The following is a 13,970-nucleotide window of genomic DNA, read 5'->3' as shown; positions in this document are numbered from 1 at the left end:
TCCGAACGCACGTTACCCGTTCATTACCGTCCTGAATAATCTGACCCAATCACCATCTTTTTTCGTTTTCTTTTGCGACTAAACCCGCTATAATCAGTAAAGTTATTCGAAAATTCAATTCATTATTCACTTAACAGAGGAGGTCGCCCGATGACAGAGCCCATCATTACGCTACGTCACGTCACCAAACGCTACGATTCCCATACCATTCTAAAAAATATTAATCTGACGCTGGAGTCCGGAAAATTCTATACCTTGCTCGGACCGTCCGGCTGCGGTAAAACCACCATTCTGCGGGCAATTGCCGGCTTCATGCAGGTCTCCGAGGGCGATGTGCTCTTCGCCGGCCAGCGAATTAACGAGGTTCCCGCCAATAAACGCAATGTCAACACGGTCTTCCAAGACTACGCCCTCTTCCCCCACATGACCGTGGCCGAAAACGTCGCCTTTGGTCTCACCCTAAAGAAGGTCGCCAAGCCAGAAATTGTCGAACGCGTGGCCAAGGCCCTCAAGCTGGTTCAGCTTGCCGACTACGGTGACCGTGCCATCAGCGAGCTCTCCGGCGGGCAACGCCAACGCATCGCCATCGCACGGGCCATCGTGATGGAACCCAAGGTCCTGCTCCTTGATGAACCCCTCTCCGCATTAGACGCCAAGCTCCGCCGGCAAATGCAATACGAACTGCGCGACCTGCAGCAACGTTTAGGGATTACCTTTCTCTTCGTGACCCACGACCAGGAAGAGGCCCTCGCCATGAGCGATGAGATCTTCGTGATGAACCAGGGCGAAGTCCTCCAGAGTGGGTCGCCGGTCGACATTTACGATGAACCGATTAATCATTTCGTTGCCGACTTTATCGGCGAAAGCAACATCTTACCGGCCAAAATGATTGCCGACTTCCAGGTGGCTTTTGGTGGCCACCAATTCGAATGCGCCGACGCCGGGATTCCCGACAACGAACCGGTCGAGGTTGTCATTCGTCCAGAAGACCTGACCCTCACGACCCCGGAACAGGCCAAATTAACGGTCACCATCGACACGCAACTTTTTCGCGGGGACTATTACGAAATCGCGGCGACCGACACTCTCGGCAACGACTGGCTGATTCACTCCGTCAACCCCGCTGAGGATGGCGAAGCGGTCGGCCTGACCTTCCGTCCCCAGGACCTCCACGTCATGCGCTTCGGCGAGAAGGAAGCCGAGTTCGATGCCCGGCTCGAAACCTACGAGGAATTGGAGGATGAGAACGTTGACTAAACGCAGAACCTGGGCGTACTTCATCCCCTACGGCCTCTGGCTAGCGCTCTTCGTGATTGCCCCCGTTGCCCTCATTATTTATCAATCTTTCTTTGATCTCGGCCATCACGTGACGCTGAGCAACTACCAAACCTATTTTCAATCCGCCACCTACCTCAAGATGACGGCCAACTCCGTGTGGTATGCCTTCCTGATTACCCTGTTCACCGGGCTCATCAGCTATCCCACGGCCTACTTCATTCACCAGCTCAAACACCGCCAATTCTGGCTCTTGCTGGTGATCCTGCCGACGTGGATTAATATTCTCCTGAAGGCCTACGCCTTTATCGGCATCTTCAGTCAGGCTGGCCTCGCCAACCAATTTCTCACGTTCATCGGCATCGGGCCGCAACAGATTCTCTTCACCAACGCCAGCTTCATCTTCGTGGCCACCTATATCCAGATTCCCTTCATGATTCTACCCATCTACAACGCCCTGGACGACCTCAACCCGGCCTTCATCAACGCCAGTCGGGACCTGGGCGCTAGTAGTTGGCAGACCTTCCGCCACGTCATCTTTCCACTGACGCTCCCCGGGGTCAAGGCGGGCATTCAAGCCGTCTTCATTCCCTCACTATCGCTCTTCATGCTGACCCGGCTGATTGGCGGTAATAAGGTGATTACCCTGGGAACGGCGATTGAGGAACACTTCCTGACGACCATGAACTGGGGCATGGGGTCCACGATTGGCGTGGTCCTCATCGTCGCGATGATTGTGGTCATGTTGTTGACCGGTGATCAGAAAGTCAAAGGAGGGACGCCACGATGAAGTCTAAACTAGCCCACTTTTACCTGGCACTGGTCTTCCTGATCCTCTACGCGCCCATCATCTTCTTGATTGCCTACTCGTTTAGCCAAGGCGAAACCATGACCAACTTTCACGGATTCACCTGGCGCCACTACCAAACACTCTTCAGCGACGCCCGCATGCTGGCGATTGTGGCCAACACGTTGCTCATTGCCCTGTTGTCAGCCCTGATTGCCACGTTCATTGGCACGCTGGGCGCTTTAAGCATCACGCGCACCACGCGGCGGGTAACCCGCGACTCTTTGCTCACGTTAAACAACGTGCTCATGGTCTCACCGGACGTGATTATCGGCGCGAGCTTTCTGATTTTCTTTACCCTGTTAAAGATCCCCCTGGGTTTCGGCACCGTGCTGATGAGTCACGTGGCCTTCGAGATTCCCATCGTGGTACTGATGGTTCTCCCCCGTCTGCGGGAAATGTCCACCTCACTGCTCGATGCCGCCCAGGACCTCGGAGCGACCACCCGCCAGCTACTGACGCGGGTCATCATCCCGTTCATTTCGCCCGGCATCTTTGCCGGCTTCTTCATGGCCCTGACCTACTCGTTAGATGACTTCGCCGTCACTTTTTTCGTGACCGGGAACGGCTTTTCCACGCTCTCCGTGGAGATTTACTCGCGCGCCCGGCAAGGCATTAACCTGGAAATCAATGCGCTGTCCGGCGTCATGTTTCTCTTCTCACTACTACTCGTGGGTGGTTACTACTGGATTCAGCAGGCCGGACACAAGCGCCGCCAACGCAAGCGGGAGGTGGCCTCATGAAACGTCTCGTGAGTTTAATTGTCGGCTTACTGGCCATCTGTGGCCTGCTCGGCTACGCGGCCCATCAGCTACAGGCCTCTAGCGGTAGTACCGGCAGTAAGGTCTTGAACCTGTACAACTGGGGCGACTATATCGACCCGCAACTCCTGATGAAATTTCAACGGGAAACGGGCTACCACGTCAACGTGGAAACCTTCGACAGCAACGAAGCCATGTATACCAAGATTAATCAGGGCGGCACCCACTACGATCTGGCCATTCCCAGCGAGTACATGGTGGCGAAGATGAAACGCGCCCACCTGCTAAAGCCGCTCGACAAAAGCCGGCTAACCGGCCTGACGAACACCGACCCGCAGTTCTTGAACCAGTCGTTTGACCGGGGCAACCACTACTCGCTCCCCTACTTCTGGGGCACACTGGGTATCATTTACAATGACAAGTTCATACGTCCCGGAACGATTCGGCACTGGAACGATCTCTGGTCGGTCAAGTATCGCGATAAGATCATGCTGATCGACTCCGCTAGGGATATCATGGGCATGGCGCTGGTCTCTCAGGGCAAGTCCATGAACACGACCAATCCCACCACATTGCGGGCGGCCGAACGAAAGCTTAACCGCTTGGCGCCCAACGTCAAGGCGACCGTGGCCGATGAGATTAAGATGTACATGACCCAAAACGAAGCGCCGCTAGCCGTGGACTGGTCGGGGGAAGCGGCGGAAATGCTGGCCAACAATCCCCATCTCCATTACGTGGTGCCGCGTGAGGGTAGTAACCTGTGGATTGACAGCCTCGTCATTCCCAAGACGGCCCAGCACACCAAGGCCATTTATGCCTTCCTCAACTTCATGTCGCGACCGGATAACGCCGCGCAGAACGCGGAATACGTGGGTTACGCCACGCCCAATCGCGCGGCTAAGGCGTTATTGCCGCGTAAGATTCGCGACGACCGTCAATTCTACCCAGACGCCGCCACCCTGCGGCACCTGGAGGTCTACCGCGACCTGTCGCCGGCGCAGGTGGGGTTGTACAACGACCTCTACTTGGAGTTCAAGATGCACCACTGATTGCGGCGACGGTTACATGGTGAATACTGGCCGCCTTACCGTTCGCGGAATCTAGGCTGGATCGCTGGGGAAGGACGGGCCGAGCCAAAGAGCGGTCTCGGTCCTTGCTTTGAGCCGGAAGCTCACCGTCTCAAAGTCACCGATTTCGTAGCAAAAACCGCCACAAAATCCCCCGGCTAAGCCTAGATTCCGCTTCACTCACGGCTACAATGGTATTCTCTCCAGAACGCTTATCTAACACGTGGCCTCAGCTGTTCCCGTAACCAATCACCCAAAGCTAATCTCCTGCTGAAAACTATTAGGAGTAGCGTCAATCGCATCAACACAGCTAGCCGGTGGATCTTGCCAGCTGACCACGTGGAGCCATCTAGGATATCCTCAGTTCTGGCGAAGCTCCCAAGCCGCTCGGACTCCAACCATCCAGCCATGACTGGTTAACAAAGCCCCGCAACGACTCTCGCGTTGCGGGGCTTTTGTCTGCCGCGTTTCGATTTTAACCAAAACTACCGGCAATATAATCCTGAGTGACCGGGATTTGGGGATTGTTGAACATGGTGCTTGTTGGGGCATATTCCATGATATGCCCCAAGTGGAAGAAAGCACACTGACTGCTAATTCGCGACGCCTGTTGCATGTTGTGCGTCACGATAATAATGGTGTACTTCTTCTGCAATTCCAGTAGCGTCTCTTCCACCTTGACCGTGGAAATCGGGTCCAAGGCGCTACAAGGTTCATCCAGTAACAGCACGTCCGGTGCCATGGCAATGGACCGCGCGATGCACAACCGTTGCTGCTGTCCACCGGAAAGCGACAAGGCACTCTTATCCAAGTTATCCTTGACCTCGTCCCACAGCGCGGCGCCCTTCAGGCTCTGTTCAATCCGTTCTTCGAGGACGGACTTCTTCTTAATGCCGTTGGCACGCAGGGCGTAGACGATATTTTCGCGAATAGATTTGGCAAAGGGATTCGGACGTTGAAAGACCATCCCGATATGCCGCCGAATTTCATAAATGTTCACACCGGGCTCGTTGATGTTGACGCCGTGGTACCAGATTTTTCCGGTGACCGTAGCAATCCCATCGTTCATTCGGTTGAGTGACCGCAGATACGTGGATTTACCGGAACCCGAAGCCCCGATTAACGCTGTGATCTGATTCTTCGGAAAGGCTAGGTTCGCGTCAAACATGGCGTGGTTGTCCCCGTAGAACACCTGCATGTTTTCGGTCTTCATCGCCAGTGATGTTTTGTCGTCAAAGGTCTGAACGGCCGTATCTTCAAATGAATATTGTTTTAACATCCTGACACCCCCTACTTGCTAGCCGTGACACGGCGATACAGATACGATCCCAACAGCCGTGCGCCCAGGTTGAACAGGAGCACCGCAATGATGAGGACGGCCGATGCCGCCGCGGACAAGGTCGCCGCATTGCTGGCCAGGCCTTCCGTGTTCACCTTCCAGATGTGCACGGCTAACGTTTCGGCCGGTCGGAATGGATTCAGCGGACTGGCCGCATCCATCGGATTCCAGTCAGCAAAGTTGGTGACGGGAGCACTCTGCCCCGCCGTGTAAATCAAGGCAGCGGCTTCCCCGAAGACCCGGCCGGCACTCAGCACGATCCCGGTCACAATCCCGGGTAAGGCAACCGGCAGGATAATGCCAATCTCGGTCTTCCACTTGGAAAGGCCCAACGACAGCCCGGCCTCACGTTGACTCCGAGAAACGGCGCTGAGTGATTCTTCGATATTCCGCGTTAATAATGGCAGGTTGAAGAAGGTCAGTGCAATGGCCCCGGAAATAACGGAAAAGCCAATCTTGAACTTAACCACGAAGAGTAAGAAACCGAATAACCCAACGACCACGGAAGGCAATGAACTCAGAACTTCGATGGCCGAACGAATCAGACTGGTCCGCCAGTTATCCTTGGCATATTCCGCCAAATAAATCCCAGCACCCAGAGAAATTGGTACGGAAATCAACATGGTCAGCACTAACAGGTAGAAAGAATTGAACAACTGGACGCCGATACCCCCGGCGCCACTGAAGGCATCCGTGGCCCCGGTCAGAAACGACCAGCTGACGTGTGGCAAGCCGGCGGTTAAAATGTAGGCCAGTAGGAAAAACAGGATGCCCACCACGGAGGCGACAATCAAATCAATAACGATCGTGGCGATCAGGTCCGTACGTTTAGCATTCATGTTTGAGTTGCCCCCTCTTAGCAATGATCCGCACTAAGGCGTTGAAGAACAGTGACATCAGCAACAGAATCAAAGCCAGTGACCACAGAGCATTGTTCGGTAGCGTACCGTCGATGGTGTCCCCAATCCCCGTGGTTAATTGACTGGTCAGCGTAGATGCCGGTGAAATCAGGTTTTTGGGCATGATGGCGGCGTTTCCAATCACCATTTGAACGGCTAAGGCTTCACCAAAGGCCCGGGCCATCCCGAAGATAATCGCCGTCAGGATACCGGAAGTCGCCGACCGCAGGATTACCCGCGAGACGGTTTGCCAACGCGTGGCCCCTAAGGCCAGTGAGGCTTCTTTGTAGAAACGGGGAACCGCCCGCAGGCTGTCCACCGTCATGGACGTAATCGTAGGCAGAACCATGACGAACAACACGAAGGTCGCGGAAATAATCCCGAACCCGGAGCCGCCAACCAGATGCCGCATGAAGGGCACAATGACGGCCAGGCCGATGAACCCGTAAACTACGGAAGGAATCCCCACCAGCAATTCAATCACGGGTTGTAGGAATTTCCGCCCCTTGTTCGGTGAGATTTCGGTCATGAAGATCGCGGTGCCGACCGCAAACGGCGTGGCCACGATTGCGGCGGCGAAGGTCACCGCAAAGGACCCCACGATCATAGGCAGTGCCCCGATCTGACCTTGATCGGGTGCCCAACTCGTTCCCGAAAGGAATTTCCACAGGTTCACGTGATTTTGGGTGAACGTGGCAATCCCCTTCGAGGTGATAAACCATAACATGGATGCGACCACCAAAATGATGATGCCGATACAGAAGTAACTGACGCCGCGACCGACCCAATCCTCACGCGTGGCCTTGGTTGCATGATGCAATCGCGTATCCCACTCATGGGTTTGGGCGTCTTGTTTTTTTAATTGCAAATTAGTTTGCTCCATTAGATGACTCCCCCTTAAAAAAAGTGAAGGTGCTGCGAACGCACCTCCACCCGTATTGACTACTGACAGACAGTCGCTCGCTTAGTTTTGCGTAACGACACCCTTAGCGTCCTTGGTAACTTTCATATCATGGATACTAATGTAACCCATGTCTTTAACTAAACTGTTTTGAACGTCCTTGGAATCCATGTACTTCAGGAATGCAGCAGTTGCCTTGTCAGGCGTGCCCTTGGTGTACATGTGTTCGTAAGACCAGATCTTCCACTTGTTGGTTTGCACGTTGTTATCGGTAGGTGTGACGTTATCGATAGAAACGGCTTGCAACTTGTTCGTGAAGTAGGAGAAGGCCAAGTAACTGATGGCCCCTGGTGTTGAGGAAACAATCTTTTGAACGGCACCGTTAGAGTCTTGTTCTTGTGATTTCACAGCGGTAGCACCCTTGAGCACGGCGTTTTCAAACGTTGCCCGAGTCCCACTACCTTGTGCCCGGTTGATGATGACGATCTTCTGGTCCTTACCACCGACTTCTTTCCAGTTGGTAATCTTACCCGTGAAGATCTTCTTCAGTTGGGCCATCTTCAAGTTCTTGACGCCGGTATCTTTGTTAACCACTGGGGCCATCCCCACGACAGCCACCTTGTGGTCCGTCAACTTGTCGGCCTTGATGCCGGCCTTTTCTTCAGCAAAGATATCAGAATCCCCGATGGAAACGGCGCCGGCTTGAACCTGGCTTAACCCAGTCCCGGACCCGCCACCTTGGACGGTTAAATTAACCTTGCTATTCTTGCTCGTAAAGTTGGCACCCGCTTTCGCAGCCAGTGGTTGTAACGCGGTGGACCCCACGGCAGTTACCTTACCAGAAAGTGGTTCGCTACTGCCTTTTCTACTAGTCGAACTTGTGGCCTTTCCACAACCAACTAATAGAATACTCAGTGCTGCAATCCCCATTGCTAACTTTGATCCCTTATTCATCTCTGTCACTCCATGTCTTTAAAGATAGTAGAACCATCTCGAGTAATCCGCAGTGGATTTCTCAAAATGCCTCCCCATAACTTACAACCCTGATTCTAAGCGATGAATATATATTATTCGTAGCAATCGTGTAAATTTTCGGTAAATGTTGCCAAAGTCGCTATAAATTCATTTATATTGCGGTAGTTAAGGGTCAAACACGATTAATGACTTAATCTAGTGACGTTAATTGCGTCTGTTGGCGAAAATGGCTAGAATTAGAAGTAAGAGGTGACCAGAAGTGGCAAATAAAAGTGAAAGAAAAGCACGACAAGCCATGATCGTTGATATGAACGACTTTCTGATGGATTACGCCGCCACCAAGTTAGGCGCTAAAGCAGACTTAGCCCAACAAGTGGCAACCGCCGGGAAGAACGATCTGACTGGCTTAGACGACCTGTTCAAGGACAATGGGATTGGCCGGCGAACGAAGTATCTCGACCTCGCCTCCGGTTTCCTAAGAGACGAAGCGGATGCCGATGGCGATGCCGCATCAACGGACTTCGCGGCCGCAACACAGACGCTGGCCAAGGAAGCTATCGCCTATCTCGGTAGCCATCCCCAAGAATTTAACCGTTGGGAAGAAGCTTAAACACCAATACCGTTAGCGCGGTGACTTACTCAAGTCACCAGGCTAACGGTATTTTTTCTGGCATTCGCATTATCTTTACGCTTTAGATGTTTCTGGCAACTTTGACGGGGCTGGCCGCCTTGCCGTTCGCCCCCGGCTCCGGTGGCTGTCTTCATCCTCGTTGACTAAATGCGATGCCCGTTATGACAGCGTATGCCGCGTAAGACAATCTCGTCATTGAGTAAACAAACATCTATTCTTTAGCCACCCATCCAGTATACGAACCTCAAACTTACTTCTATATAAATCACCAACTAACTAAAAAAGACCGGGTATCTACCCCCGACCTTCCATAACTTTATTTGCTTCACATCGACGACCAACCGACGTACTTATTTCCAGTCCCATAAATCAGCCTTCATGTTCGTCCCAATAATCTGGGTTAGTAAATCAATAAACTGGTCCGGCATGTACTTGGTCGTATCCAACTGGGTCGCCTGATCGTTGACCCGGGTAATGATCAATCCTGAATGTTCCAGATGCAGCCCGTACTTGGGCGCAATTTCACATAGTCTCGCTACTTGTTCTTCACTCACCGCTAAGTCTCCTCGAAAATTTACTTACCTCGAGCTTAGCGAATCCGCGGCGGAGCGTCAAGCCACTAGTAGCAACATTTATCGGCGGCCAATTGCTGGTGGATGGCTCCAGCGAGCAAGGCCTCATCCGGCCCCTCGGCCACGACCCGAACGTAGTGGCCCGCGTAGTCCGTGAGTACCGCGACCTCCTCGTGTCGGCTCGGATCAATTTCGATGTCCCGTACCTTGATGGTCACCTTACCCGTGTGCTTGCGACAAATCTTTTCAAATGCAGCGGCTTCGTCAACGGTTGGCAGTTCCTTGAATAATGAGAATCCAATTGTCTTCATCGTGATCACCTCTTACTTATATTGTAAGCGATTACATATGGAAAGCCAAGACTTTTATAATTATTTCACAAGGCTTTCATTTCTTCCGAACACGCGTTCAAACTCAGGCCAAAGTATGTTATGCTTATTGCCAGAAATGGAGGCGATGCGGGTTTGCCAATCAAATTAGGCGTCCGTGAATTAATTGAATTCACCTTGCGAACCGGTGATTTGGGAAGCACGAGTAATAGCCAGAACACGGCACTACTGGGTGCACGCATCCACCGTCGCCTGCAAAAACAGCGCGGAGAAAACTATCAAAAGGAATACTACCTCGATAAAAAGCTGACCTTAAACGGCGACGACTACCTCTTACATGGCCGGGCCGATGGCGTCACCCTCACCGAAGACGCCGCCAGCATCGAGGAAATCAAAACCTCGGAAACCGTCTTTGACCAGCTGAGCGCTAACACGCTGACGCTGTACTGGGGACAGGTTAAGCTCTACGCCTACCTCCTAATGGAAAAGGAAACCGACCTCGACAAAGTCACCCTGACCCTCACGTATTTTCAAACCAACACGGAGACCACGACCCAGACGGATCAGGTCATCACCCGTGAGGCGGCCAAGGCCTTCTTCGACCAAGTCATCGCCGAGTACGTCACCTGGCTGAAGTTCCGGTCCGACTTGCGCGACCGCCGCGACCCCACCATTCAGGCGCTCACCTTTCCCTTCGACCACTACCGGCCCGGGCAACATGAACTCGCCGTGGTCGTCTACAAGACCATCCTGACCAGCAAGCGGCTCTTCGCCGAGGCCCCGACCGGCACCGGGAAGACCATCTCGACGCTCTTTCCCACAATCAAAGCCATCGGCGAGGACCTGATTCAACGCATCTTTTACCTGACCGCCAAGCAGAGTACCCGGACCGTGGCCGAGGAAGCCATCACGCTCATGGCCAGCCAGGGGCTGAAACTCAAGAGCATCACGCTGACGGCGAAGGACAAGATTCAATTTCCCGAGGAGGCTGACCTCCAACCGGAAGAGAATCCCTACATGTTAGGCTACTACGATCGCTTGAAACCGGCGCTCCTCGACCTGATTCAGCACAACGACCAACTGACCCGACCGGTGATTGAACAGTATGCGCGCAAACACACCCTCGATCCGTTTGAATTTCAACTGGACGCGAGTCTCTTTTGTGATGTCATCGTGGGCGACTACAACTACCTCTTCGACCCCCAAGTCCACCTGCAACGCTTCTTTACCGCCGAGGACCCCGACAACTTCTTTTTGATTGACGAGGCCCACAACTTGGTCAGCCGTTCTCGGGAAATGTACTCGGCAGCACTCACCAGTCGGCCGCTGGACCGGTTGATTGAGCAGAGTCGCGACCTCGGTCAGACCACGCCCAAACTCCGCCGACGCCTCCAGGACTTGCGGGCCACTTTTGACGACATCGTCGCACCGCTACTAGCGGACGGTAAAACCGACAGTACCTTCCTGACGCCGCCCGAGGACTTCAACCACGACCTGGGCCGGCTGGTCGAGGCGATTCACGATTGGCTGGTCGACCAACCCCAGACGCCGTTTACCCAGAGCATTCTAGACTACTATTTTGCGGCCATCAGCTACCAGCGAATCGGTGACTACTACGACGACACCTACCGCATGCGGCTAACCATCGATGACGGCAACATCACCCTTAAGCAACTCTGCCTGGACCCCAGCGCCTTTCTGGCCGATAGTCTGGCGCTGGGCCACGGTGCCGTGCTGTTCTCCGCTACCCTCTCGCCGATGAGCTACTACCAGACGGTGCTGGGCGGTGACGACGACAGTCTGGCCTACCGGTTGGCATCACCATTTAAGCCCGACCATCAGGCCATCTTCGTGACCAACTACATTCAAACTACGTATAAACAACGCAACGCCAACCTCGCCAACATCTTGCTAGCCATCAAGACCCTCATCGACGGTAAAGTCGGCAACTATCTCATCTTCCTGCCGTCCTACAGCTACCTGCTCGACGTCACCCAGGCCTTCGCGCTGGCCTACCCCCACGTGAAGACGGTAATCCAGCAGGCACAAATGGCCGAGGCCGATCGGACGGCCTTTCTGGCCAACTTCCGGCCCAATCCGACCACCACGCTCGTGGGCTTTGCCCTGCTCGGCGGCATCTTCGCCGAAGGGATCGACCTCAAGGCGGACCGGCTGATTGGAGTCGGCGTGGTCAGCGTGGGGCTGCCCGGCATCAATCCTGAGACCGACCTGATTCGCGACTACTTCGATGCGCAGTCCCACCAGGGCTTCGCGTTTGCCTACCAGCTACCGGGCCTCAACAACGTCTTCCAGGCAGCCGGTCGTCTCATCCGCGGGTCCAAGGACGTCGGCATCATCTTACTGATGGATCAGCGGTTCGCCAGCCCCCGCTACACCAATCTGTATCCGCAGCACTGGCAACATTTCCAGCGACTCTACCGCCCCGAACAACTGACCGCGGCGGTCGCCAACTTCTGGCATCGGGAGGTGTCTTCGACATGAAAACCAAGTTAACCCTCGCTTTAGAAAAAGCATTGTATTATTACTGTCGTGAAAACGGCGCCACGCCGGTGGAAGAGGTCACCATGCTCGACGACGCCGGGATTGTTGATACCTTAAGCTACCAAGAGCTCCCTGATTTTTCCATCGAATGGCGGTGCTACGAACTCAAGGTGACCAAGTCGGATTTTCACTCCAAGGCCAAGCTCTCCTTTGTCGGGCACTACAATTATTTCGTGCTGCCACTCAAGCTTTACCAGGCCGTGGCCGACGAGATTCCGGCGGGGATCGGCGTCCTGATTTACCGGCCGTTCGACAAAGCCATGCTGGCGACGGCGACCGAAACGCCCGTGGCGCCGGGCTACCTCACCGTGGCGCGACCACCCCGTCGTCAGGAGCTCCAGGTGCCTGAATCTCAGTTGACGGCACGCTTCATCGCTTCACAGGGGCGTGAGGTCAATAAGGCCAAGCAGATGGCGACCGGACTCAAGCAGTACAGCACCGATCGACTCTATCAGGAACTCAAGAAGCGGCATCAACACTACGACGTTTACGATCCGGACAGTAACTTCTACGATCAGTTTATCGACGACACACAATCCACCGCCGTAACGGCCCTCCAGTCGGAAGTCGACGCCTTAAATCTGGAGGTTTACCAGCTACAGCAGCGGCTAAAGGAGCAACTATGATTTATTTCCCTTACTTTCGCGGGCGACAATACGACCTGCAAGCCCTAAAGGCCATCGCCCAGCAGCGGATTCTGCCCGCTAACATCATCCCCATCGTCGAACCCGTCCGGGACATTCGCGGCCTGCCCCAAACCATCGCGGCCTTCGTGGACCACAACCAACCCGTGGTGGTCATCGCCAACCCCACCGTCAGCGACTACGCTCTGACCCAGCAAAAACTGTACGACTGGCAGGCCTATCGCGACAACCCTAACTTGATTGTGGGGCATGTCCTGACGCCCACGTTGATTCCGGAAACGTTAACGGCCCCAGCCGGTCACCGGACGCTGCTGGTCGCCCGGCAATACGATGAGCTCCAAGCCGCGAGTCAGGCGGGCTGGCTGACGGCCCCCGACTATCTCCTGGTACCACCGGAGGCCCGGATTCGTCGACTCATTCACCGGCCAACCGTTCGGCTCTTCGATCACGCCTGGTTTCCGGAGCACGACCGGAGCTACGCCGACATCACCGATGGCTTCTTCAGTGACGACTGGGCCCTCGCTAACCTATACGGCGACCTGGGTTTTAGCGACTATACTATTGGCGGTGGTCATTACAGCGAACATGGCTATCCCGCTCGGGCGGTCACGCTCCACCTCACCTACTTTAACGGCAACCAATTGCGGATTCACCGCTTCGTTTCCACGGACCGCGAAGACTTCAAACATCCCAAGGAAAAGTTTTTCCAGGCCGTATCGCAGTTGGCCGAATGGCTCCCGCAACAGCCGATAGCCACCCAGACACCGGCCGCCAAGCAACTCGCGGCCTACCACGACCAGCAACATTTCCCCGGGTTGGGCGTGGTGAAACGCTTGAGTCTGGAGCACCATCTGCAGGTGATGGCGGCGTACTTTAAGGCAAATTTTCCTATAAAAAAATAAGCTAGGCGTGTTGGCCCTTGCTCATTTCTTCGTGATTTGATTTTCCTTAACTGAAGGTTGAAAGCAGAATAAACGCGCTGATTCCCGGAACGGCAGCATTCTGTCAACAAAAATTAGTGAGGCCAAGAGCCTGCGCCTGCCAGGGGTTCCGCCTGCTATGAGGGACACCTTCAGCCTGAGAGGCGGGCTTCCGGTTCGCTTGGAAGCCTTGGTGAACGGTAAGGCGACCACTTTCCACTACGAAACTGTAAACGACTAAACTTAAC

General features: G+C 54.3%; 14 protein-coding genes. 8 read left to right on the top strand and 6 right to left on the bottom strand.

Annotation, left to right across the window (positions count from 1 at the left end; translation table 11 throughout):
• Positions 1-150: 150 nt before the first annotated feature.
• From V8I28_RS04425 to V8I28_RS04410, 4 genes are read left to right on the top strand one after another with little or no spacing between them, the layout of a single operon-like run.
• The gene (locus V8I28_RS04425; protein ID WP_341778912.1) at positions 151-1,257 is read left to right on the top strand and encodes an ABC transporter ATP-binding protein; all 1,107 of its coding nucleotides are present in this window, start codon (positions 151-153) and stop codon (positions 1,255-1,257) included.
• On the top strand, positions 1,241-2,065 hold the full coding sequence (locus V8I28_RS04420) for an ABC transporter permease (protein ID WP_341778911.1): 825 nt from the start codon (positions 1,241-1,243) through the stop codon (positions 2,063-2,065). Before V8I28_RS04425 ends, V8I28_RS04420 begins: the two co-directional genes overlap by 17 nt.
• Positions 2,062-2,865, top strand: coding sequence for an ABC transporter permease (locus V8I28_RS04415; protein WP_341778910.1), 804 nt, complete (start codon positions 2,062-2,064; stop codon positions 2,863-2,865). Before V8I28_RS04420 ends, V8I28_RS04415 begins: the two co-directional genes overlap by 4 nt.
• On the top strand, positions 2,862-3,932 hold the full coding sequence (locus V8I28_RS04410; RefSeq protein WP_341778909.1) for an ABC transporter substrate-binding protein: 1,071 nt from the start codon (positions 2,862-2,864) through the stop codon (positions 3,930-3,932). Before V8I28_RS04415 ends, V8I28_RS04410 begins: the two co-directional genes overlap by 4 nt.
• 493 nt (positions 3,933-4,425) lie before the next feature.
• Here V8I28_RS04410 and pstB read toward each other — a convergent pair whose 3' ends face one another.
• From pstB to V8I28_RS04390, 4 genes are all read right to left on the bottom strand, one after another.
• Positions 4,426-5,229: a phosphate ABC transporter ATP-binding protein PstB gene (gene pstB, locus V8I28_RS04405; RefSeq protein ID WP_341778908.1), complete on the bottom strand. Its 804-nt coding sequence runs from the start codon at positions 5,227-5,229 to the stop codon at positions 4,426-4,428.
• An 11-nt stretch (positions 5,230-5,240) separates the two neighbouring features.
• Complete coding sequence (pstA, locus tag V8I28_RS04400) at positions 5,241-6,128, bottom strand: phosphate ABC transporter permease PstA (RefSeq protein WP_341778907.1); 888 nt, start codon at positions 6,126-6,128, stop codon at positions 5,241-5,243.
• The gene (pstC, locus tag V8I28_RS04395; RefSeq protein WP_341778906.1) at positions 6,118-7,071 is read right to left on the bottom strand and encodes a phosphate ABC transporter permease subunit PstC; all 954 of its coding nucleotides are present in this window, start codon (positions 7,069-7,071) and stop codon (positions 6,118-6,120) included. Before pstC ends, pstA begins: the two co-directional genes overlap by 11 nt.
• Positions 7,072-7,152: 81 nt before the next feature.
• On the bottom strand, positions 7,153-8,043 hold the full coding sequence (locus tag V8I28_RS04390; protein WP_341778905.1) for a phosphate ABC transporter substrate-binding protein PstS family protein: 891 nt from the start codon (positions 8,041-8,043) through the stop codon (positions 7,153-7,155).
• A 280-nt stretch (positions 8,044-8,323) separates the two neighbouring features.
• On the opposite strand from V8I28_RS04390, the gene V8I28_RS04385 reads away from it, so the two are divergent.
• On the top strand, positions 8,324-8,674 hold the full coding sequence (locus tag V8I28_RS04385; protein ID WP_341778904.1) for a hypothetical protein: 351 nt from the start codon (positions 8,324-8,326) through the stop codon (positions 8,672-8,674).
• 371 nt (positions 8,675-9,045) lie between these two features.
• Here V8I28_RS04385 and V8I28_RS04380 read toward each other — a convergent pair whose 3' ends face one another.
• Together V8I28_RS04380 and V8I28_RS04375 are read right to left on the bottom strand one after the other, a co-directional pair.
• Positions 9,046-9,249: a hypothetical protein gene (locus tag V8I28_RS04380; RefSeq protein ID WP_341778903.1), complete on the bottom strand. Its 204-nt coding sequence runs from the start codon at positions 9,247-9,249 to the stop codon at positions 9,046-9,048.
• A gap of 65 nt (positions 9,250-9,314) precedes the next feature.
• Positions 9,315-9,578 carry a PTS sugar transporter gene (locus tag V8I28_RS04375; protein WP_341778902.1) on the bottom strand — a complete coding sequence of 88 codons (264 nt, stop codon included), beginning with the start codon at positions 9,576-9,578 and terminating at the stop codon, positions 9,315-9,317.
• 153 nt (positions 9,579-9,731) lie between these two features.
• Between V8I28_RS04375 and V8I28_RS04370 the strand changes: the two genes are divergently transcribed.
• From V8I28_RS04370 to V8I28_RS04360, 3 genes are read left to right on the top strand one after another with little or no spacing between them, the layout of a single operon-like run.
• Positions 9,732-12,098: an ATP-dependent DNA helicase gene (locus tag V8I28_RS04370; RefSeq protein WP_341778901.1), complete on the top strand. Its 2,367-nt coding sequence runs from the start codon at positions 9,732-9,734 to the stop codon at positions 12,096-12,098.
• Positions 12,095-12,784: a hypothetical protein gene (locus V8I28_RS04365; protein ID WP_341778900.1), complete on the top strand. Its 690-nt coding sequence runs from the start codon at positions 12,095-12,097 to the stop codon at positions 12,782-12,784. The genes V8I28_RS04370 and V8I28_RS04365 overlap by 4 nt, the downstream gene beginning before the upstream one ends.
• On the top strand, positions 12,781-13,704 hold the full coding sequence (locus tag V8I28_RS04360) for a sce7725 family protein (protein WP_341778899.1): 924 nt from the start codon (positions 12,781-12,783) through the stop codon (positions 13,702-13,704). Before V8I28_RS04365 ends, V8I28_RS04360 begins: the two co-directional genes overlap by 4 nt.
• Positions 13,705-13,970 lie beyond the last annotated feature (266 nt).

The sequence above is a fragment of the Levilactobacillus sp. HBUAS70063 genome, from assembly GCF_038374745.1.
Classification (GTDB): domain Bacteria; phylum Bacillota; class Bacilli; order Lactobacillales; family Lactobacillaceae; genus Levilactobacillus.
This window is presented reverse-complemented; position numbering and strand designations above follow the sequence as displayed.

Coding starts and splice junctions, on each gene's coding strand:
- pstA (WP_341778907.1), bottom strand. CDS start 6,128: ATGAATGCTAAACGTACGGACCTGATCGCCACGATCGTTATTGATTTG.
- V8I28_RS04415 (WP_341778910.1), top strand. CDS start 2,062: ATGAAGTCTAAACTAGCCCACTTTTACCTGGCACTGGTCTTCCTGATC.
- V8I28_RS04360 (WP_341778899.1), top strand. CDS start 12,781: ATGATTTATTTCCCTTACTTTCGCGGGCGACAATACGACCTGCAAGCC.
- V8I28_RS04365 (WP_341778900.1), top strand. CDS start 12,095: ATGAAAACCAAGTTAACCCTCGCTTTAGAAAAAGCATTGTATTATTAC.
- pstB (WP_341778908.1), bottom strand. CDS start 5,229: ATGTTAAAACAATATTCATTTGAAGATACGGCCGTTCAGACCTTTGAC.
- V8I28_RS04390 (WP_341778905.1), bottom strand. CDS start 8,043: ATGAATAAGGGATCAAAGTTAGCAATGGGGATTGCAGCACTGAGTATT.
- V8I28_RS04425 (WP_341778912.1), top strand. CDS start 151: ATGACAGAGCCCATCATTACGCTACGTCACGTCACCAAACGCTACGAT.
- V8I28_RS04420 (WP_341778911.1), top strand. CDS start 1,241: ATGAGAACGTTGACTAAACGCAGAACCTGGGCGTACTTCATCCCCTAC.
- V8I28_RS04375 (WP_341778902.1), bottom strand. CDS start 9,578: ATGAAGACAATTGGATTCTCATTATTCAAGGAACTGCCAACCGTTGAC.
- pstC (WP_341778906.1), bottom strand. CDS start 7,071: ATGGAGCAAACTAATTTGCAATTAAAAAAACAAGACGCCCAAACCCAT.
- V8I28_RS04410 (WP_341778909.1), top strand. CDS start 2,862: ATGAAACGTCTCGTGAGTTTAATTGTCGGCTTACTGGCCATCTGTGGC.